The organism is Shewanella sp. HN-41, from assembly GCF_000217915.1.
Classification (GTDB): Bacteria; Pseudomonadota; Gammaproteobacteria; order Enterobacterales; family Shewanellaceae; genus Shewanella.
This window is the reverse complement of sequence record NZ_AFOZ01000002.1, coordinates 71,803-91,391: the sequence shown is the minus strand read 5'-3', so window position 1 is coordinate 91,391 and position 19,589 is coordinate 71,803. Positions and strand designations below refer to the sequence as shown.

Annotated in this window: 19 protein-coding genes and 2 pseudogenes; 5 read left to right on the top strand and 16 right to left on the bottom strand. The window is 47.8% G+C overall.

Annotated features, from left to right (window positions below; translation table 11 throughout):
- Window positions 1–175: 175 nt before the first annotated feature.
- Genes SOHN41_RS00550 through SOHN41_RS00540 form a run of 3 tightly spaced genes read right to left on the bottom strand, consistent with a single transcriptional unit; the run spans window position 176 to window position 3,865 of the window.
- On the bottom strand, window positions 176–1,300 hold the full coding sequence (locus SOHN41_RS00550) for a sulfotransferase family protein (protein ID WP_007644241.1): 1,125 nt from the start codon (window positions 1,298–1,300) through the stop codon (window positions 176–178).
- Complete coding sequence (locus tag SOHN41_RS00545; protein ID WP_007644233.1) at window positions 1,297–3,288, bottom strand: phytanoyl-CoA dioxygenase family protein; 1,992 nt, start codon at window positions 3,286–3,288, stop codon at window positions 1,297–1,299. Before SOHN41_RS00545 ends, SOHN41_RS00550 begins: the two co-directional genes overlap by 4 nt.
- Window positions 3,266–3,865, bottom strand: coding sequence for an aspartyl/asparaginyl beta-hydroxylase domain-containing protein (locus SOHN41_RS00540; protein WP_007644231.1), 600 nt, complete (start codon window positions 3,863–3,865; stop codon window positions 3,266–3,268). The genes SOHN41_RS00545 and SOHN41_RS00540 overlap by 23 nt, the downstream gene beginning before the upstream one ends.
- Window positions 3,866–3,998: 133 nt before the next feature.
- On the opposite strand from SOHN41_RS00540, the gene yrfG reads away from it, so the two are divergent.
- A complete protein-coding gene (gene yrfG, locus SOHN41_RS00535) occupies window positions 3,999–4,661 on the top strand; it encodes a GMP/IMP nucleotidase (RefSeq protein WP_007644230.1) in 663 nt (220 codons plus the stop codon).
- A 57-nt stretch (window positions 4,662–4,718) separates the two neighbouring features.
- On the opposite strand, the gene SOHN41_RS00530 is transcribed toward yrfG, so the two are convergent.
- The 12 genes and pseudogenes from SOHN41_RS00530 to gspC form a co-directional block, all read right to left on the bottom strand.
- Window positions 4,719–5,480: a type II secretion system protein N gene (locus SOHN41_RS00530; protein WP_007644228.1), complete on the bottom strand. Its 762-nt coding sequence runs from the start codon at window positions 5,478–5,480 to the stop codon at window positions 4,719–4,721.
- 13 nt (window positions 5,481–5,493) lie between these two features.
- A complete protein-coding gene (locus tag SOHN41_RS00525; protein ID WP_007644226.1) occupies window positions 5,494–5,970 on the bottom strand; it encodes a type II secretion system protein M in 477 nt (158 codons plus the stop codon).
- Between the two features lies 1 nt (window position 5,971).
- On the bottom strand, window positions 5,972–7,159 hold the full coding sequence (gene gspL, locus SOHN41_RS00520; RefSeq protein ID WP_007644223.1) for a type II secretion system protein GspL: 1,188 nt from the start codon (window positions 7,157–7,159) through the stop codon (window positions 5,972–5,974).
- Between the two features lie 47 nt (window positions 7,160–7,206).
- Window positions 7,207–8,205: a type II secretion system minor pseudopilin GspK gene (gene gspK / locus SOHN41_RS00515; RefSeq protein ID WP_037457709.1), complete on the bottom strand. Its 999-nt coding sequence runs from the start codon at window positions 8,203–8,205 to the stop codon at window positions 7,207–7,209.
- Complete coding sequence (gene gspJ / locus SOHN41_RS00510; protein ID WP_007644219.1) at window positions 8,202–8,981, bottom strand: type II secretion system minor pseudopilin GspJ; 780 nt, start codon at window positions 8,979–8,981, stop codon at window positions 8,202–8,204. The genes gspK and gspJ overlap by 4 nt, the downstream gene beginning before the upstream one ends.
- Entirely contained in the window at window positions 8,962–9,330 is a 369-nt protein-coding gene (gspI, locus tag SOHN41_RS00505; protein ID WP_037457707.1) for a type II secretion system minor pseudopilin GspI, read from the bottom strand. Before gspI ends, gspJ begins: the two co-directional genes overlap by 20 nt.
- Window positions 9,317–9,889, bottom strand: coding sequence for a type II secretion system minor pseudopilin GspH (gspH, locus tag SOHN41_RS00500; protein WP_007644215.1), 573 nt, complete (start codon window positions 9,887–9,889; stop codon window positions 9,317–9,319). The genes gspI and gspH overlap by 14 nt, the downstream gene beginning before the upstream one ends.
- 1 nt (window position 9,890) lies before the next feature.
- A complete protein-coding gene (gene gspG, locus SOHN41_RS00495) occupies window positions 9,891–10,325 on the bottom strand; it encodes a type II secretion system major pseudopilin GspG (protein ID WP_007644213.1) in 435 nt (144 codons plus the stop codon).
- A gap of 63 nt (window positions 10,326–10,388) precedes the next feature.
- Window positions 10,389–11,613: pseudogene (gene gspF / locus SOHN41_RS00490) on the bottom strand (type II secretion system inner membrane protein GspF).
- Window positions 11,614–11,616: 3 nt separating this feature from the next.
- Window positions 11,617–13,182, bottom strand: a complete 1,566-nt coding sequence (gene gspE, locus SOHN41_RS00485; protein WP_007644207.1) for a type II secretion system ATPase GspE — start codon at window positions 13,180–13,182, stop codon at window positions 11,617–11,619.
- Complete coding sequence (gene gspD, locus SOHN41_RS00480) at window positions 13,175–15,289, bottom strand: type II secretion system secretin GspD (protein WP_037457703.1); 2,115 nt, start codon at window positions 15,287–15,289, stop codon at window positions 13,175–13,177. The genes gspE and gspD overlap by 8 nt, the downstream gene beginning before the upstream one ends.
- Window positions 15,290–15,313: 24 nt before the next feature.
- Window positions 15,314–16,237 carry a type II secretion system protein GspC gene (gene gspC, locus SOHN41_RS00475; protein WP_007644203.1) on the bottom strand — a complete coding sequence of 308 codons (924 nt, stop codon included), beginning with the start codon at window positions 16,235–16,237 and terminating at the stop codon, window positions 15,314–15,316.
- 250 nt (window positions 16,238–16,487) lie between these two features.
- On the opposite strand from gspC, the gene hslR reads away from it, so the two are divergent.
- The 4 genes and pseudogenes from hslR to SOHN41_RS19675 form a co-directional block, all read left to right on the top strand.
- Window positions 16,488–16,886: a ribosome-associated heat shock protein Hsp15 gene (hslR, locus tag SOHN41_RS00470; RefSeq protein ID WP_007644200.1), complete on the top strand. Its 399-nt coding sequence runs from the start codon at window positions 16,488–16,490 to the stop codon at window positions 16,884–16,886.
- A gap of 32 nt (window positions 16,887–16,918) precedes the next feature.
- On the top strand, window positions 16,919–17,779 hold the full coding sequence (hslO, locus tag SOHN41_RS00465) for an Hsp33 family molecular chaperone HslO (protein WP_007644199.1): 861 nt from the start codon (window positions 16,919–16,921) through the stop codon (window positions 17,777–17,779).
- Between the two features lie 18 nt (window positions 17,780–17,797).
- A complete protein-coding gene (locus SOHN41_RS20470; RefSeq protein WP_007644198.1) occupies window positions 17,798–17,929 on the top strand; it encodes a hypothetical protein in 132 nt (43 codons plus the stop codon).
- A gap of 52 nt (window positions 17,930–17,981) precedes the next feature.
- Window positions 17,982–18,409, top strand: a pseudogene (locus tag SOHN41_RS19675) (gamma-glutamyl-phosphate reductase); the annotation flags it as partial.
- A 119-nt stretch (window positions 18,410–18,528) separates the two neighbouring features.
- Here the strand turns inward: SOHN41_RS19675 and SOHN41_RS00455 are convergent.
- On the bottom strand, window positions 18,529–19,536 hold the full coding sequence (locus SOHN41_RS00455) for a hypothetical protein (RefSeq protein WP_007644195.1): 1,008 nt from the start codon (window positions 19,534–19,536) through the stop codon (window positions 18,529–18,531).
- Window positions 19,537–19,589: the final 53 nt, after the last annotated feature.

Here is a 19,589-nt window from a genome sequence, read left to right as displayed (position 1 = left end):
ACAGGTTTAAAGCGTGGCTCAGGGGAATGTGTTCGCAGAATAAAACGGCTAACTGCTTGAAAGTACATGATTGCATTTTCCATCCCTAGAATAAAAACGTAACTTTCTGATATTTTTTTAAATATACACAGCTGGTTAAAGCTAGTTTACGTTACTCTAAAATACAAGAAGCATGTTAATTTTCAGCTTCAAATCGATTAAGGTTTGACCAGTTGCAATCGCTGTAGATCTGTTCTTTTTGCTTAACCGTAAAAAAACGTTGCTTAGATTGGGAATCCGCCATAAAGGGTTGCGTGGCTGTTTTAGCGTGTATTAACTGGCATTGTTCGACTTGGATGCACTCTTCTTGAGAGAGATCCAACGAAAACCAGTTTGCGATTTTATTCGCTATCGCGGGTAAGAGCTCCCGATAATCCACGGCCATCACTTGGCTACGCTGACTCATCTCTAAGCCATAATCCAATAACAAGCGTAATACCTTGCATTGATACTCCAGTATCGACTCCTCCTCTGGTATTGATAATTCACTGAACAAAGGTCGAGACGGTTGTCGCACCATATGATATCCAGCAGACTTTTGCTGTGAGGCTAAGATCTCGACGGGGTCTCTAAGTAGTAATAACACGGGAACTTGAGGATAAAGTGATAGGATCAACGGCCAAAATTGCAAATCCCACGCATTCCATTTAATCAACAAATGCTGTTCAGGATGAAACAACTGACCTTGGGTATTAATACAAAATGTTAAAGCCGCACGTCTTTGCATATCAGATAGACTCCCGTCCAGTAACACTTGAGTCAGCAAAGGCGATTCAGATAACACCCTGCATTTAGATAACCCCGTAAAACTGCGCGACACTAAGGTAGAGCCACAGCGGGAAAGGTGAAATATAAATCCGCTAGGCTGCACTTGTTCTACCATTCCTGAAAGATTTGGTACTGGTAAGAGAGCGGTTTTAGGTTTGATCAAGGCGGACAATAACTGACCCCGCACGGCAGAAATATGTTCCGAGTAGAAAGGATGAGTCGGTTTTTCTGCGGCGGACATCCACTCTAATACTCTGCGTTTAGGGTCATAGTCTGCTGGCGCCCAAAACTGGCATAACAGGGAAAAATCAGCAGTTAAAGTTTGCCGATTCCCTGCCCACAAAATCGCCAACAACGCCTCGTCACCATAGTCTGGCAAACACCAGAATCGCCGCAAATAGCGGCAAAACCCAACCATAGTCGTCGCCTTGCCAAGCGCTATCAAGGCTGCGGAATTATGTACTAACGACCAATAGCGTTGTTCTGGGTTCATAGGGGATACATGTTAATGTACTGCACCATGCGCGGCAGTTTGGCCCGATTGGGGCTCGCACCGTGGGGCAAAGTATGGTGCCAAATGATTAAATCGCCGGCATTTGCGGCTATGAATTTAATCGGCCACTCGTGCCAATCCTGTTGCTGTAGCTCGATATCAGACTTGTTCTGGCTACGCAGCCACGCCTCTATCTTGAGATGAAATCCGGGGACGCAACAGAATGCACCTTGGTCTGCACTAGTGTCGGTCAGGTAAATTAATCCTTGGGTACCAAACTCGACGGGAAGTTGTAATGGCATATCCCAATGCATACCGGGCCCAGGGAAATGCCATGCAGAAGTTTCGGGAGGGTTAAAGCTAACTCTATCGGTTGTCATCACCAGATCGGTTCGCTGCCATAATTGCTCAAATACTTGACGGATTACAGGCGTCCGACGATTCCCATCGAGCGTGGGATGACGAAATAGCTGCAGCATAATTTTCTGCATAAATTCATGGGATTGATACCAAGTCGCAGGATCCTGTTCATTCGCACCTAACTGTTGCCAAATCAGGGCCCGAGTCGCGGCGCATTGTTCTGCCGATAGGGCCTTTGGGATCACTAAGTAGCCTTCACGCAGCCAAAAGTCGAGCTGGGCATCGCTGAGTACTTTACGTGGGTGCGATAGGCTCACTTGGGTTGGCGCAGTCCCTTGGGATAAGTCATGCAAGTGTCGATTAATGCCGTCAATATCTGCGGCAGTGAGTTTAGTTACCTGTCGAATAGCATTGATAAATTCTTGTTGGTTATCATATTGGTAGAGCACTTTCATTCCAGGCTCTAATCCTATACCACAGAGATCGAGCAAGGCTTTGTCTAAACACCATTCGTTAACGCGTTCACTGAATGGCTCCCCGCGTTTGCGTAGCTGTACCTTTTGCCAGAGCCGCTGCAGATGATAAATGCCTATGCAGCTTAGATCGTCACTCCCCACCAGTGCCGTTTTTGACGCCTGATACTCGAATTTAAAGTCAGGATACTCACCCTGTTGGTAACAAAAGCTAATTCGACTCAAAGGTTTAAGCCAAAGTGATTGTTTATATTGGGGCAGAGTCAATTGGGACTGATTTTCAGCTAAGCCATGCGACCCATATACTCGAACTTGGGTAGTGAGCTTAAGGGTAACCGCTTGGGGATGGAAGTCGGGCAACGGTAAACTGCCCGTCAAGATACTAAGATCACCCTGCTCGAGACGGCGGGCATTGGGTAAATCGAGGCAGAATAATGGCCCTAAATAGGTAAGATCCTTGCCCTTAATATCGAGCCATGCGTCCAGTTCAATCGACTCGGGGATTAAACCGCCGCCTTCCTTGAGATAAGCCTGTAGATGACTAAAGATTTGCACCTGAGGTTCCTGCTGTAACAGGTGCTTCATGGTTTCCGAGATAATGAGATCAAAGGTTTGCTGCGGTTCGGGTTGCCAAAGGGTTGCGTCGGCACAGACAAACGCCGCCACACGATCGGCTAACTGAAAATGTTTAATCAGCTTGGCAACTTTATCTAACGAGGCTTGGTGAATGTCGAGTAAGGTCACTTGAATTTGACGCGCAGAAAATAGCGGCAACAAAGGCAATAGCAACCAGGCAAATGGCCCGGTACCCGCATATAAAATCTGTACCGCACACCGTGGATTTAGCGCTAACTTATCCTGAATCGCTTGATAAATACCCTGAATAAACACCCGCCCGCGTTCGGGATCTTCGGCACACTGGGCCGCAGTCGTGAGCGATACCGCCTTACCAAAAGCTGTAGTACTCGCCTCTGTATCCACAAAATACTCGGGATGTAATTCAATTTCTGCCATGGCACATAATTGCGCCAGCATAGGCTCGATAAGCCGTTTAGCCTCCCCAGCCGTAGAGGCCTGTAATAACGCGTTGGCGAAGTGAATTAACGTTTCAATCTCTGCACTCAGTCCTGATTCAAGCTCTGATTTTTGCGGCATAGAGCCATTCCCTTAGCCAAGTATTCACTTCACAATCAATCACTAAATTGATGCGCGCTTCCTGTCCTTTATTCTCGACCCAATGGACTTGGTCGGCATTGATATACCAAAGCTCTCCGGCCAGCATAGGTACACGCTTACCATCCACATAAAAATTTAAGGCATCATTGGTTTGCAGAGGTAAGTGCAATCTTGCTTCGCCCTGCGCTAAACAGAGCCCTATATCTCTATGGGGTTTGATCTCTGCGCCCGGATACAATCGCATCAAACGTACCGATTTAATCGGGCAAGTTAATGACTGAAGTAAACTGAGTAAGATGGGGCTCGAATCTAGGCAAGGTAAGTTCTGCCAATGTTCGCCAGCAGTAATGGCAAAGGCTTGCAAGATAGGATGTGCGGCTTGATACTCGGCGGCGCAGCGCAAAGGTAGTACATCCCACCCCCCTTGGTGTCCTTCGCTATAATCACTATGATTCACATGGGGTAACCAATTTTGCCGCAGCAAGGCCGCTAGCTCTTGCTGTAAACTAAGGGGGTCTGAAACTTGATCTAATAGGGCAAAAGAACAGATATCCATATCCAAGTGTCTTATTTTTAGGCAAAAAATCGAATTAACCAAGCCTAGCACAAAGTGTTCAGCATACAAGATGTACTGATTTAAATCCCTGTAGACACTCAGTTTGCTCTGCTTAACAACACAGGAAATACCCATGTTTGATTGGAAGACGATTGATACTGTACTGCTCGATATGGATGGTACCCTGCTCGATTTACACTTCGACAACCATTTTTGGCTGAGCCTAGTGCCACAGGAGTTGGGCAGACAGAGGGGAATAAGTCACGACCAAGCACAGCAATTGGTGGTCGATGCCTATGGTAAAGTGGCGGGTACGCTCGATTGGTATTGTCTCGACTATTGGCAGACGCAGCTTCAGCTCGACATTATGGGCCTGCACCGTACCTTGGTTGACCGTATCCAGTTACGCCAAGATAGTATGCCCTTTCTCGATGCCCTCGCTGCGGCGGGTAAAAAACGGATTTTAGTGACTAACGCCCACCCCAAAAGTCTGGCACTAAAACTTGAACACACTGAACTAGCGACAGGCTTAGATGCGATGATCTCCAGCCATGAGACAGGTTATCCCAAGGAGCACCCGCAATTTTGGCAGACCCTGTTTGAAAAATTTGCCTTAGATCCAAACCGTTGCCTCTTTATCGATGATAGCGAGCCAATTCTGAATGCGGCGCGCCTCGCAGGGGTGGCCCATCAGTTGGGGATCACTAACCCAGACAGCCAAAAGCCACTCAAAGCCTTTAATGATTTTCCCGCGATTAACGATTACCACTTGCTCTTGGATGATCTTCGCCGCTAGTACCGGTGCTCGCCCATAAAAAAGGCACCATAGGGTGCCTTTCTGATAAACAGAGGCTTAGAGCCCAGGAATTCGCCCTTGATATACCACAGGGAAATAGCCATCACTACCGCGTTTACCTAGCATACTTAAGGAGTTACGCATATCTTCAGGTTGCTCGGCCGTTTCTTTAATCTTAGCGGCAACCTTAAGCATATTGCCTTCATCTAACTGCAGAGTACCGGCAATCCCTAGCTGGTTTTTGCTCTCATCGGTGGCGAGCTGCGCTTTACCATCAACGCAGCTTAGGCCAAGTTCGATATTGCCCAGGGGGTAATCGCCAAATTGGTTCTTCACATTAGTTTGATTTAAAAACAGTTTACCCGTTAACTGCTCACACCAAGGCTTACCCTGTTCTAGGGTTTCAACCAGCAGGCTGACCTCACCTTGAATTTCGGTTTTAAAGGGCAGCTTGGCGTTGCCAATCAAGAAACTATCGGGTGCTTCGAAGCGTAAACCTTGGGCGTTAACCCCGCCCATTGACCAAGTGATTAAGCCTTTAGCACTCACGGGGGTAGCGCGGCTACCGACTTGGATATCGATACTCACTTTGCCTAACAATAATGCCCATGGGCTGAGTTCCCATCGCACTTGCTCAAGTTGCCTTTGCTGTAAATTTAAACTCTCAATATTGCCGGACCAAATACTGCCACTCACCCCTGACACTTTCACGTTTGCAGGTAATGGTGCTAGGCTCAGCGCTATGTTGGCCGGGAATAATGCCACTAAAAATACTAAATAAATCAGTACGCCTATGATGATTTTCTTTATCAAACTCACAACTACACCTTATCTATTGCGCTAATTGGATGCGTCTCACTTTGACATAACCTGGCGCGTCGGCCTCCGCCAAATCGACACTCTCAAGGGACAGGCCCTTTTTCTGCACTAGCTCACCGAGATAACCGAGCAAGGCATCGAATGGTACATCATCCATCCACACTTGGATCTTATCACCCTGGGGTTGCATGCGAGTGATCACTAACCCATAGTTGCCCGCAGTTTGGTTAACGACTGAACTTAAACTGCCCGTCGTGGTAGGCTTGGCTCCACCTTGTTTAAGCCCTGCGATTTTATTGGCCGTTTGTTTTACATAGTTTAAGGTCTGTTGCTGTGCACTAAGATTGCGCAGCGCATCGGCCTCAGCTTGAGTTATGGGTGCCCAAATGCCCCAGTAGAGCACGCCAACCAGTAAAAATACGCCACCAAAACCCACTAACTGTTGCTCACGGGATGCAAGCCCTTGCCACCAAGTCCGCAAATTATCCATCTTATTTGCTCCTCAAAGTTAAGGTGCTGGTGACTTGATCTTCACCGCTATTCATAGTGCCGCCATCCATTTGGAAACGACGGCCGACAATCTCTTTAAACTTTTCAATTTGCGCGTAGTCCTTGGCGGTAACTTGCATACGGATTTCGTTGCGCGCGCTCTCAAATCTTAAGCTATTAGGTTTAAGTTCAGGTACTTGCTTAAAGGCATCCTGCAAACCATCGAGCATAGCAAAAAACTCGGCGCCGCTACCTTGCCCCTGCAACGAGCGCAACTGGCTTTCCATCTGCGAACGCAGGTTCACTATCCGAGAGTTTCCAGGCACGACTTGTTGATAAATCGACTCACTCTGAGCTTTAAGATCGGCAATCTGACCGTTCACTTGATAGATGGTCAGCCCTTTATTCACTAAGGCCAACAGACAAGCAACGGCAAGCACTATCGCGGCGTTTTTCCACTGGAGCAGCTGCTTACTGTACTCGCGCTTTGGCGTGTAAACGCCGCTCAGTAAGTTCACTGGCGCATGTAAAATGCCACGGGCGAGCACTAACATAGGCAGATCTAAGGGTTGAGGTTTAAGTTCGACACCTTCGAGGGCCATCTCGGTATAACTCGCCACTGAGACTTCTTGCTCTTTATCGACGAGTTGTTTCATCGCCACTGGCAACCAAGGCAGAGGCAAGCTTTGCCCCGTGCCGAGGCCCGTTCTCAGCAGCAGTTCATTACCATAATTCATTGCCGCCCATTGGCATTCCTGCAATGGCAAGGCTAAACAATCGGGAACGATACGTTTGACCTTTAACCCCGCTTCGGTCAAACAATTCAGCCAAGTTTGCATCTGCTCGTGGGCGACCGCGATCACACTTAATGCATCGCCACTGCGCGGCCCAACGGTAAAATGCATAGCGTCCACATCATCCGCTATGGATTCTTCCAACATAAAAGGCAGTGCCTTTAGGGCTTGGCGTTGGCCTTTTTCGGGCAGATTCACACTGGTTAATGTCATTGCCGATGCAGGCACAAGCACATCGATGGGACGATTTCCCGCCCGCTCGGTTAAGGTTGATAAACCTTGGGCGTTGGCAAGCTCGCCAGAGGCGATAATCTCTTGTTCTTGTTCGGACCATACTAACCAAGAGCAAGCCTGCTCTGCGGTTCTGCCTAAGCGAATAAATAGCCGTTCACTCACAGTTTTTCTCCACCAGCTTCAACCTTAAAGGTTGAGCGTGTTTGCTATTATTTTTGTCCACCAAACTGACGGGTGAGCACATCCATTTTGTTGCCGCCGCCCTTTTTGAGCACGCTCTCCATCCTAAAAATGGCGTTATCGACTTTCGCCCCCGAGGCCAACAGAAAATATTGGCTTTCAGTGACAAAACTCGACTTCATCGCATCTTCCCACTTGATCGAGCCCATGGAGGAGGATTCGTAAAAATCATCGATCTTGGCAAAACCGTCACCGGGGCGCTGGTTGATAATGCTTTCAGCCTCGCCGACGGAAATCTGATTATCTAGCATGCCCGCCAGTAGCGCAGCCTGCTCGACCTCTAGGGTGTTCACATTCAGCAGTTGTCTATCATTGCCCGGAATAACACAAATATAGGGCAATAATTTCAGATAAATATCTTGGGTATAACCTATCACCGCCCTTAACTCGCTGCGGTGGTTCATCAGGGTATTCGCCGCGCGATAAGGCACATTTCGCGCTTCGTACTCGGCATCTTCGGCGCCATAGGGGCTAGCCACTGTATCTTCATCGATATAATCTTTCAGGGTTTGAGTAAGATGATCCGCCGTAAAATCATCCATCCCTAAACTCACTAATAATGCCTTATATTGTTTAGCCGCTAGGGGCAGCTTCGGCTGGCCGTTTTCCACTTCTTTAGTGGTGGCCGACAGGGCATTTAAGTTAAAACAGGCACGCATATCGGTGATCTTACCGGCAATTTCACCATATTCAGCCGGAAAAACCACATCGGCCATGGCCCAATATTGCTGCCTGTGCACCCGCCCCTCGGAGTCATCTAAGTCCTGCTTAAGGATCTTCTTCGCCAGTTCTTCGGCGGAAATCGCATACCAATAGGCCTGATCGTACTGGGCTAAATTTAAGGTTCGGCGCATAGACAACTGATTGCGACTGGTAATATTAGTGGCGACAATCACCACCAAGGCGACGATCAGTAGCACTACAATCAGCGCGACTCCGCGCTGTTTAGACCGAGACTGGATTCTCATTCGCGGCCCTCTGCATCGGGCTCACCATCTTCAGGATCGCCGGAACCATTGCCTGAGCCGTCGCCAGTGCCATCACCGTTATTGTTCCCATCGCCACCATTCTCTTTATTGTCTTCGGCGTTATCGTCCTTTTTGTCCTCTTCATTGGACTTCTCTGGCGCGGCGGCACCAAGGGGCAGCATAAACTTACGCTGAATTTTGCCTAGACCTTCGATTTCAATTTCCATCGCAATGGCTTTAGGTAGCTTAGTCGCCTCGACTTTGCGCTCCCATTTATCTCCCATAAAAAAGGAGTATTCCACCGATAACACTTTGTCGATAATCACAGTTTTAAGCGGCTCGGCGCCAAATTCGGGTTCTGGATAGGGAAAATACCAACGCTCCAATCGTCCTTCCCGCACGACATAGGCCACCGACTGCACACTACCGCGGGGCAATAAGCCATCGGGATTGAGCCAGCCTAAACGATAGAACACTAAGGCCTCGGACTCTGACTCTAAAATATCATTGCCAGTCTGGAAGACAGTATTACCGCGGCCACCTTCAAGCAATCTGGGCGTACGCGCTACCATCTGGCCGAGGTCGCGCTCTATCGCGCCAAAGCCTTGTTGTAAAGCCTTTAACCGAACCGAGAAGTTTTTGGTCACTTCATCGTTAGTCAATACTGTGCTTAATACTGCATTGGCGGCTAAACCTATCATGGCAAAAATCGCAATCGCGATCAGCATTTCAAGCAGGGTAAAACCCGCGTGAGCCTTAGTTTGTTTTAAGGACATAACTGCTCACTTGTGCTGCAATACGCTGATAACGCTCATCTTCACTGACGCTAATGCGGATCATCCGAAAGTTATCATCCGTGGTTTTCACGACTTCTTTACGCCAATACCACTCCTTGCCTGCGAGTTCGACTCGGCCCTCTTTTCTGCCCACATCGGGGAACTGCGGCTCGAGTCTGGCGTCCACCATCTGATTATCTGCCACCCATTGTGCCAAGGTGCGCGACTCCAGAATCGGCATGTTTGCCATCTGTTCACCCAAACTTTTCGTGATGGAGACCGCCGCGATAGAAAACACCGCCAGCGCAACGATCACCTCGAGTAGGGTCATTCCCTTAACGTACTTCATCGGGCCGTCCTAGGGTTAAGCGGCCAAGCGCATCACCAACAACCAACACATCGATCTCGCCATGGTCTGTCTTAGCAATAAAACTGAGTTCAAAGGCACTCATTTCACCACTCGGCAACAACAGGATCTGTGGCTCGGGGTGTTTCTTCTTATCCTCGGCCGAGGGCTCTATCAGCGGCTCTTCGAACCAAGATTCGTCACTTTCATCCTCTTGCACTAAGGGCAAGCCATCGAGCACCAGATTGAGGGTTACGCCAGCATCCATCTGTTTTTCAGACAGTATTCTGTCTTTCTCCAGCGGGTGCCATTTACTGTCTTTATAATACACAAACTGGTAGCTGTTTTTTTCAACCACGATACCGACGAAATAGCCGCTCAATACCGTTTCATCGAGCACTAATTCGGTGGCGGCAATAAACTGCTGCGCCGTTCTGTCTAGCGCCTGTTGTGGCCCAGAATTCCCAATAGACATAGTCACCGCGGCAGCGGCGAGTCCCATCAGCAGGATCACCAGCATCACCTCCATTAAGGTGAAGCCGGCGTGACGCAGCTTTAACATCCTATTGGAAGTTCTGTAGGTTCCAGTTACCGATATCATCCTCGGTACCTGGTTGGCCATCTGGCCCTGCACTGAAAATATCGAGCTTGCTGTTTTCACCTGGGCTCAACAGCAGATAGTTATTGCGCCATGGATCCTGTGGCAAACGTTTTACATAACCTTCTTCACGGTAATTACGCGGTTCTGGTGAAATCGTTGGCTTTTGCACTAGGGCTTCTAAACCCTGTTCGGTCGTTGGATAAACACCATTATCTAACTTGAACATATCTAAGGCATTTTCAAGGGCGACAATGTCAGATACGGCTTTCTGTTGATCGGCTTTATCTTTGTTACCCATCAAGTTTGGTACCACCATAGAGGCTAAAATACCCAGGATAACGATCACCACCATCACTTCGAGTAAGGTAAAACCTTGGTGTTTCTTATTCATTTGCATCTATTACTTCTCCTAAAAAATCGGTGCCATTACAGCGCGTCCATGGCCCATCCATCTAAAACATTAACCGCTAATCAAATTGTTCAGCGCCAATATAGGTTGCAAAATTGCCATCACGATAAAGAGTACAACCCCCGCCATGCTCACCACCAACATAGGTTCGAATACACCAAGGGCAATAGCCACATTTCCCTCAAATTCCCTATCTTGGTTGTCTGCGGCCCGCTCTAACATCTGTTCTAGCTGGCCACTCTTCTCTCCCGAGGCAATCATATATAACATCATTGCTGGAAACAGCTTAGTGTTAGTCAACGCGGCCCCTAGGCTAGTTCCCTCTCGAACCCGTGCCGTTGCATCATCCACGGCCGCACGCACCCTGACATTCTGTAATACTTCGCTGGCGATACGCATGCCATCGAGCAAAGGTACCGAGCTGGCAGACAGGATACTTAAGGTGCGGGCAAAGCGCGCGGTATTTAAGCCTTTACTGACTCGGCCAATGACGGGCATGCTCAACAAAAAAACTGTGGTATTTCATCCTAAATGCCGCCGATTTCAACATCCGCTGAAACATAACGAACAGCATCACAACCGCCAGCACCAAAAACAGGCCATAATTTTGCACAAAGTCCGAGGCAGCAATCAAGAAGCGGGTCGTGGCGGGCAGTTCGGCGCCCATATGCTCGAATTGTCCCACCACCTTGGGCACCACGGCCGCAAGCAATACCGAAATAACCCCGATAGCCACGAGCGTTAACACTATGGGATAAATCATCGCCTGCTGCAGCTTAGACTTGAGTTGTTGGCGGCGTTCGGTGTAATCGGCGAGTCGATTGAGCACGACTTCTAAGTGGCCGGATTTTTCACCCGAGGCCACCATGGCGCGGTATAAATCATCAAAAATATGCGGAAATTCTGCGAGGGAGTCCGCCAGGCTATAACCCTCAACGACCCTAGAGCGCACCGCCATAATCATGCTCGCCAGACGGTCCTTTTCACACTGTTGTCCGACCGCTTTGAGGGATTCCTCAATGGGCAAACCGGCAGCAACTAAAGTGGCAATCTGACGGGTGATCAGTGCAAGTTCAGCGACCGAGATCCCCCGCTTAAAGAGAGCAAAACCACTGCTCTTGGCTTTAGCTTCTTTCTCGGTGACGGGGAGGATTTCCAATGGCATCATGCGCTGATCGCGCAATTGACTACGGGCGTGTCTGGCAGTATCCGCCTCTATCACGCCCTTAAGTTGCTTTCCCTTGACGTCTAGCGCCTTATATTCGAATGCTGGCATAGCTTACTCCTCGCGGGTCACCCTGAGCACTTCTTCGAGAGTGGTGATGCCTAAGAGCACTTTACTCATGCCATCGTGGCGAATACTCGGCACAAACTGACGAATATATTTCTCGATCGCTAACTCACCGCGCCCACCGTGGATAAGCTCGCGCACATTATCATCCACCAGCAGTAACTCGTGAATACCTGTACGACCGCGATAACCGCTGCTACCACAGGACTTACAACCGTTAGCGCGGTAAATATGGCGTTCATCGGTTGCACTTATCCCGAGTAATTCACGCTCACGTTCGTCGGGAATGTGCTCTGTCTTACATTTTGGACAGAGAGTGCGGATCAAGCGCTGGGCCAAGACGCCGAGTAAGCTCGAAGACACGAGGAATGGCTCGACACCCATATCCTGCAGACGGGTGATAGCGCCAGAGGCGGTGTTAGTGTGCAGAGTCGAGATAACCATATGCCCCGTCAGTGATGCCTGCACCGCAATTTGGGCGGTTTCAAGGTCACGGATCTCACCTATCATCACCACATCGGGGTCTTGACGCAGAATCGCCCGCAGACCACGGGCGAAGGTCATGTCCGCCTTAGTATTGACTTGGGTTTGACCTATGCCCTCTAATTCATATTCGATAGGATCTTCAACGGTTAAGATGTTGGTATCTTTCGAATTAATTTCGGTAAGGCCCGCATATAGCGTCGTACTCTTACCCGAGCCCGTTGGGCCAGTGACTAGGATAATGCCGTGGGGGCGACGAATAAGCTCATCGAACTTCACGCGGATACTATCCGTCATACCTAATTGTTTTAAATCGAGATTGCCCGCATTTTTATCGAGTAGACGCAGCACTACCCGCTCACCGTGGCTCGATGGCATAGTCGATACCCGCACATCCACCGCACGACCCGCGATTCGCAGGGAAATACGGCCGTCCTGGGGCACGCGCTTCTCGGCAATATCGAGGCGCGCCATCACTTTGATACGTGACACTAACAGTGATGACAGCTTACGGTTTGGCTTGAGCACTTCCTTGAGCACACCGTCAACACGAAAACGCACCACCAGTTGCTTCTCGTAGGTTTCGATATGGATATCCGAGGCTTCTTCTTTAATGGCTTCAGATAGCAAGGCATTGATAAGCTTGATAATAGGGGCGTCATCATCGCCCTCGAGCAGATCTTCGGTTTGTGGCAGCTCTTCGGCAAGGGTGAATAGATCCATCTCGTTGCCAATATCTTCCATCAGTTGCTGAGCTTCTGAGGAATTGGCCTGATAGGCCTGAGTTAACTTAACCTCAAATTTACCCGCCTCAAGTTGCACTAAGGGTAAATCCACCCCCGAATAGCGCCGTGCTTCGAGCATGGCTGTCAGAGGGGTTTTTGCCGTATAAAACAAGCTCAGTTCGCCATTATCACCGTAGGCTAAAATCACCTCATGGCGATGGGCGAAGGCGAAGGGTAAGCGCTCTTTACTGGTGGAGCGAAATACCTCATCACCTTCGGCTTCAAGACCTAGCTCATTAGACACTAGGCTTAAATCCTCGACTTGGGATACTTGTATCTCACTCATGGGTTTCATCTTTATTTTTGTTTTCATCCAGCGTCTTGAGGGTAGAGTCCGTTTTACGCATTTGAGTTTCTAACCCTTTGCCTTCTTTGTAACGCTCTAAAATGTCGTTCACTTCCGGTGGCACGTACTCAGACTGGTTCCACTCATCTAATACCGGCACTTTAGTCTCTGGCATTAGATTGACGCCACGCTCCTGCTGCTCAAGCTGCAAGGCTCTGAAATAGTTATATTTGCGACCAGCGATCCCTTCCATAGTCATACCATCACGGATAATGGTTGGCTTAATGAAGATCATCAGGTTTTTCTTGGTCTTCTTACTGGAAGAAGATTTGAATAAATGACCGAGCACGGGAATATCGCCGAGGAAAGGCACTTTCTGCACACTTTCTTGCACTTCTTCGTTGATCAGACCACCGAGCACCACAATTTGACCCGAATCGGCCATCACTGTGGTCGTTAAACGACGGGTAGCGAAGGAAATATCCACGCCCGTGTTGCCATTAACCCCAGAGACTTCCTGTTCGATGGCCAGTTTAACCGCGTTGCCTTCGTTAATTTGAGGCACCACTTTGAGTTTCACCCCAACCTCTTTACGCTCAACGGTTTGGAATGGGTTACTGTTGGTTGAGCTGGCGGTTGAACCCGTCAGGATAGGCACTTCGTCACCGACGATAAACGAGGCTTCTTGGTTATCTAAGGTAGTGATCGAAGGCGTTGCCAGTACGTTTGAGTTGGTATCGCTCGACACGGCCTGAATAAGTGCACCAAAGTCCCCCATGGCCACACCCCAAGCCATACCATTTACTTTACCTAGGGCTTGGGCAAGCAGAGTTACATCGCCTTTAGTAGAAGGGTTTTTACCTATGACTTCACCCGTGCTTGGGTTGGTAATATAGGTGCCTTCCTTATCCTGTGCCTGCCATACGCCAGCGCCAATTTCACCTATGGTTGGGCCTAAGTTATTAAACTGAGTGCCACCACCAGCTTTAGCGGCCCATTGCACGCCAAAGCCAACGTTATCCCCCTCTGCCACTTCCACGATAATGGCTTCGACTAATACTTGGGCACGGCGAATATCGAGCTGATTGATCACACTCTCTATGGTGCGCATTTGATCTGGCTCGGCGCTGATCACCAGAGCATTGGTATCGGTATGCGCCATAATATTGATTTCATTACGACGTTTTCCACCAGCAGCCTGGGCGCTCGGATCTTTGTCACCCTCAAGCTTCTGGGCAAAACCCGTTAGCACTTCGACGAGATCTTCCGCCTTGGCATAGCGTAAATAACGCACCTTGGTATTGCCTGTGCTAGCCTGCTCGGCATCGAGGCGGTGGATAAGCTCAACCACACGCTGACGGCTCTTTTCATCGCCACTCACTACCACGGCGTTAATGCGCTCATCCGCGACCACTTTGGGCGCTTGGCCGGGTAATTGCGCTTGGTTCGCCGTTGCGCGGTAAAGGGTATCGATAATCCGCACCATCTCACCGGCGGAGGCGAACTCTAACGGCACCACTTGTACCGAGGTATCACCCTGTTTATCTACGCGGCGGATAATTTCCACTAATTTGTTGACCACAGCGGCACGACCAGAGAGCATCAACACGTTTGAAGGGTCGTAGTTAACCACGTTGCCGCCACCGGCGTTATCGTTTAACTGGCGCAGCAACGGCGCGAGTTGCTTCGCCTCTGTGTTATACAGTGCCACAATACGGGTCACCATTTCATCCCCAAGGCCGGGGTCGTTGTCGTTGGCAACACGGATAGCGGCAGTTTTGGCGTCTTTGTCCTTGATGACCTTAATGACGTTATTTTCCATCTCGACTATGGCATAGCCGTAGACCTGTAGGACGTTGAGGAAAAATTGATAATACTGCTCATCGTTCAGTAGGTCGTAACTGCGTACGTTAATTTTGCCGCGGATCGTTGGGTCAACAATAATGGTCTTATTCAGATTTTTACCAACGATGTTGATAAATTCTTGGATATCGGTGCCTTTAAAGTTGGCCGCATATTGTTCGGACCAAACAAATTGGGAGGTGAACATGGCGGCGCCTGCCACAACTCCGGCAATCAGCTTGCGTCGAATCCTTTTGTTATTCATTCTTTTTCTTTCCTCTAACGCGTGTTATTGCGGCAAACTAAACATGATTTCAATCAATTGCCCTTCCCGCTCAACCATAATGGAAACTTCAGTTAGCTCAGGTAATTGGCTCATCATTTCTAATGCCTGACTCATCACAGTCAGGTCATATCCATTAATCGATTTGGCTAAGTCATTGGCTTTAAAGCCCGCTTGCTTAAATAAATTGGCATCTTTACCGGGGTTCAAACGATAACCCACCACATTCTCGCCCTGTTTTACCGGAGAAATGGCGATGTAATCGGTAATTTTACTGGGGTCGGCCAATAGCTCGCTGCGGGAGTCGGCCAGTTCTTGGGAAATTTCGGCATTTTTACGCTGATCGACACGGCTAGCGACTTCACCCTTATCACCCTTGGCTTTTTGTAACTGCTGATTGGCGGGACTTTGACTGGTATAAACCAGACCGTCGAGCATCAAGGTCTCATAGCGGCCTGCGTTGGTGATGATAATGCGGTCGGCGTAGACTTCTTTGAGTGAGGCGGAGGTGCCTTTAATCTTATCGCCAAGGCTGTAGGTTTCTTGACTACCGCTAGATTCGATAATCGCGAGGCCCTTTTGATCCGCCGTCGAAGCTACCACACCCGTCAACTGGATAGACAGGGTTGTCTTAGGTGCATCGGTCACGGTTTCAACGACCTCAGCCTTAGGTTGGTCGGACTTAGGCGCGGCAGTGCCGAAGAGTCCCAATTGCTGTAAAGCGACGAGATCGACTTGCCCAGCCCCTTTTCCAGTCGTAATGGCCGTGGGGGACCAAGCACTTGGGGATGCGGTTGTCGGAACGAGTTTCCATGTAATTTGCGCAGCTAACAGTAAACTCACCACTAAACCTAGCCAGAAAACAAACTGACTCAATGGCTTATGTGGAATACCGACGGCTTTCGCGATAACTTTATCTAATAAATCCATATTTATGTGGACCCTCAATACAGGTCTCTATTCTGATTAGGTAATAATAATGCCCGCCACATGCTAACCTAGGCTGCATGTGGCAACAACCCCATAACAGTATTGCAATTGGCGAAAATTGCCCAATTATGCTAACTTTGCCCGCCTTAAAAGGGTGTGAAGCACGCCTCTCTTTAACATAATAGAAATGCGGCTCACGCATTTTATTGCCCGGCATGTGAACTCATCGATCTTTTATCTTGGAGACACTATGACGCAAAGTCCTAGCGACAACACCAGTGTTCGACTCGACAAATGGCTGTGGGCCGCGCGTTTCTATAAAACCCGTGCCATTGCCAAGGAAATGATCAATGGTGGCAAAGTACATTACAACGGCGCGCGCGCCAAATCTAGTAAGAATGCCGAGATAGGTGCCGTCCTTAAGATACGTCAGGGATATGACGACAAAGAGATCGTCATAAAAAAATTATCAGAATTGCGCCAAAGTGCGTCAATTGCGCAAGAATTGTACGAAGAAACGGCAAGCAGTGTGGCAAAACGCGCGGTAAACGCCGAAGCTCGACGATTGAACATACTCAATAATCCTGCGCCAGACCATAAACCGGATAAGAAGCAACGACGCCAGCTCATTCGATTTAAAGACTTCTAGGCTTGAAAAGTTACTCAATAGTGAGACACAAGATGAACCAAGATATTTTACACCGCTACCTGTTCGACAATGCCGATGTGCGTGGTGAGCTGGTACAACTGCAAGACAGCTATCAACATGTGATAGGCTCACATGCTTATCCCCCGGTGCTACAGGTTTTGCTCGGCGAGTTGATGGCCGCGACCTCATTGTTAACCGCCACCTTAAAGTTCAGTGGGGATATCAGTGTTCAGTTACAGGGGAATGGCCCAGTGTCACTGGCGGTGATCAACGGAAATAACCTGCAACAACTCCGTGGTGTGGCACGCTGGGATGGCGAGTTAGCCGATGATGCCAACCTTGCCGACCTCTTTGGTGACGGTTATATGGTGATCACCCTAACCCCAGATGAAGGCGAGCGCTATCAAGGGGTTGTAGCATTAGACAAGCCCACATTGGCCGCCTGTGTTGAGGAATACTTCAATCAATCTGAGCAGTTACCTACCTCACTCTGGTTATTTGCCAATGGCCAACAAGCGGCAGGGATGTTCCTGCAAATTCTGCCAAGCCAAGCGGATCATCACCATGACTTCGAGCATTTGAGCCAGTTAACCTCGACCATCAAGGCCGAAGAGTTATTTACTCTAGATGCGCAGGACGTGTTACACCGTTTATATCATCAGGAAGAAGTGCGCCTCTTCGATCCCATTGAAGTGAGCTTTAAATGTACTTGTTCACGGGAGCGCAGCGCCGCGGCAATCAAGACTCTCGAACGCGCCGAAATTGAAGCCATTCTGGCCGAAGATGGCAAAGTCGCTATGGGTTGTGAGTACTGCAACGCAAACTATGTGTTCGACGGCATAGATATAGCGGTGATATTCGCCAACGGTCAATCGGCAGATACTCAGCAATAATCAATAGATTACTAAAAAATGGGCACATTTTTGTGCCCATTTTTTATTCCACAGCAATCTAGTGCTATCGTCGATGTGACAGTATGCGATGAGTTAAACATGGTTGAAACTGTCCACTTAGACACCTTGCCATTCCTGTTGCTGGCTTAGATAGCAATTGACTCAATCCAATCAATATGTGGAGTGATAAAACGCTATACACCAAATACGCAAAAAACTGGCCGAGCATCAAGTTAAGATCAATGCATGCCCTCAGGCTGCCGCTTATTTGGATGCCTGCACCTATATGGCTGAAGAGGATTTTGGCTAAGAATACTTGGACTTAGAGATAGCTATTCGCCAAGTAGACAGTTTGAAGTCGCCACCTAACATATCGCCAAATTTGGTAGTCAGCACACCGAGGTGATTTGCACCGACAATGAACTCACCGCCGCATGCTTTCAACGTGCGGTCGATGCTTCTGTGGTAATGGTCAATGCTTCTTCGCGCTTCTCCGACGGCAGCGAACTCGGCCTCGGTGCGGAAATCGGCATCGCCACCTCTAAGCTACATGCCTACGGCCCAATGGGACTCGAATCCTTAACCACTGAAAAATACCTAGTTTCAGGCACAGGGCAGATTAGGGCTTAGCGATTAGGCTAGAGGATGTGATTATCTAAATAATAAAGCCCCAAAGTATTCTACCTTGGGGCTTTCTGTTAGATAAAAATACTTATATTTTCTACAAGTTGTTGATATAAATTCACTCTTCAACTAAATAAGTAATTTTTTATTATGTCATACACAGCATTTGTTGATAAACCAATTAATACTGTACCTACAATACCAGCTATCGCCCAAGCTGCAGAATGTTTATTTCTATCAGCATATTCTTTGATAGCTTTATTATCACCTTTATTTATTTTCAAATATGACAATGACAAGTAACTATCTATTGACATCTCAATCCTACTCAAGAATAGACCAGACAACATACCTACCATCAAAAAAACAACTGAGTAAACAATTAAAAATTGTATTAAAAATGAGTTTGTCACTTCTATTGAATCATCACGAAAAGATGATGTCATAAAAAACGCCAACAATACGTAAATTATTAACTTTCCAAATATAGATAAAAGGTGAGACCATTTCTTTACCGTACTAATATACTTCAAACTTTTCGATTCATCACAACCTTTTATCCATTCATCAAACATAGCAGTAAAGTGCCTAGCTTTGACATAATCACCATATAAGATAGTAATCTTAGCAGTTTGCGTAACTAAACTAGTTATCAATGCCTTAGATAAAAATGGAGGAGCCTCACTTTCAATTTGCTTTAACTCTGAAACCCTAGAGCGAACCTGAGCTATGACTCGATAATTTTCAAATTCGCCAGTTTCATTATCTAGAATGACAAATTTATAGTCTAAAGATATTTGTGCTGTTGGGTTAGGACTTGTAATATTGTGTCTTTTAAAATCTTCAAATGAGTTAAATTTAGCGGCTTCACCTTCATTATGAAACACTGCAACCCTGATAACAATGCTATTTCTAATAGGACGGAGTGACTTTATTGATTGAAGAGTTTTATCATGCAACTCTTCTATATCAGAAAATTCAACAAGAATATTATTCGTATAGGACTTAGAGATCTCCTCACTTTTTGCATTGACTCTTTGATGTAGTTTAAAATAAGAATCAAGCTGAGCATCCTCAGCTGTAATTATTTTTTTATCTTCTCCATCGTCCAAAATCTCAACTATTTCACCCATGTAATCTCCTCCTTACAATACTGTTTTATTTTTTAATTACATAACTAAAGTCA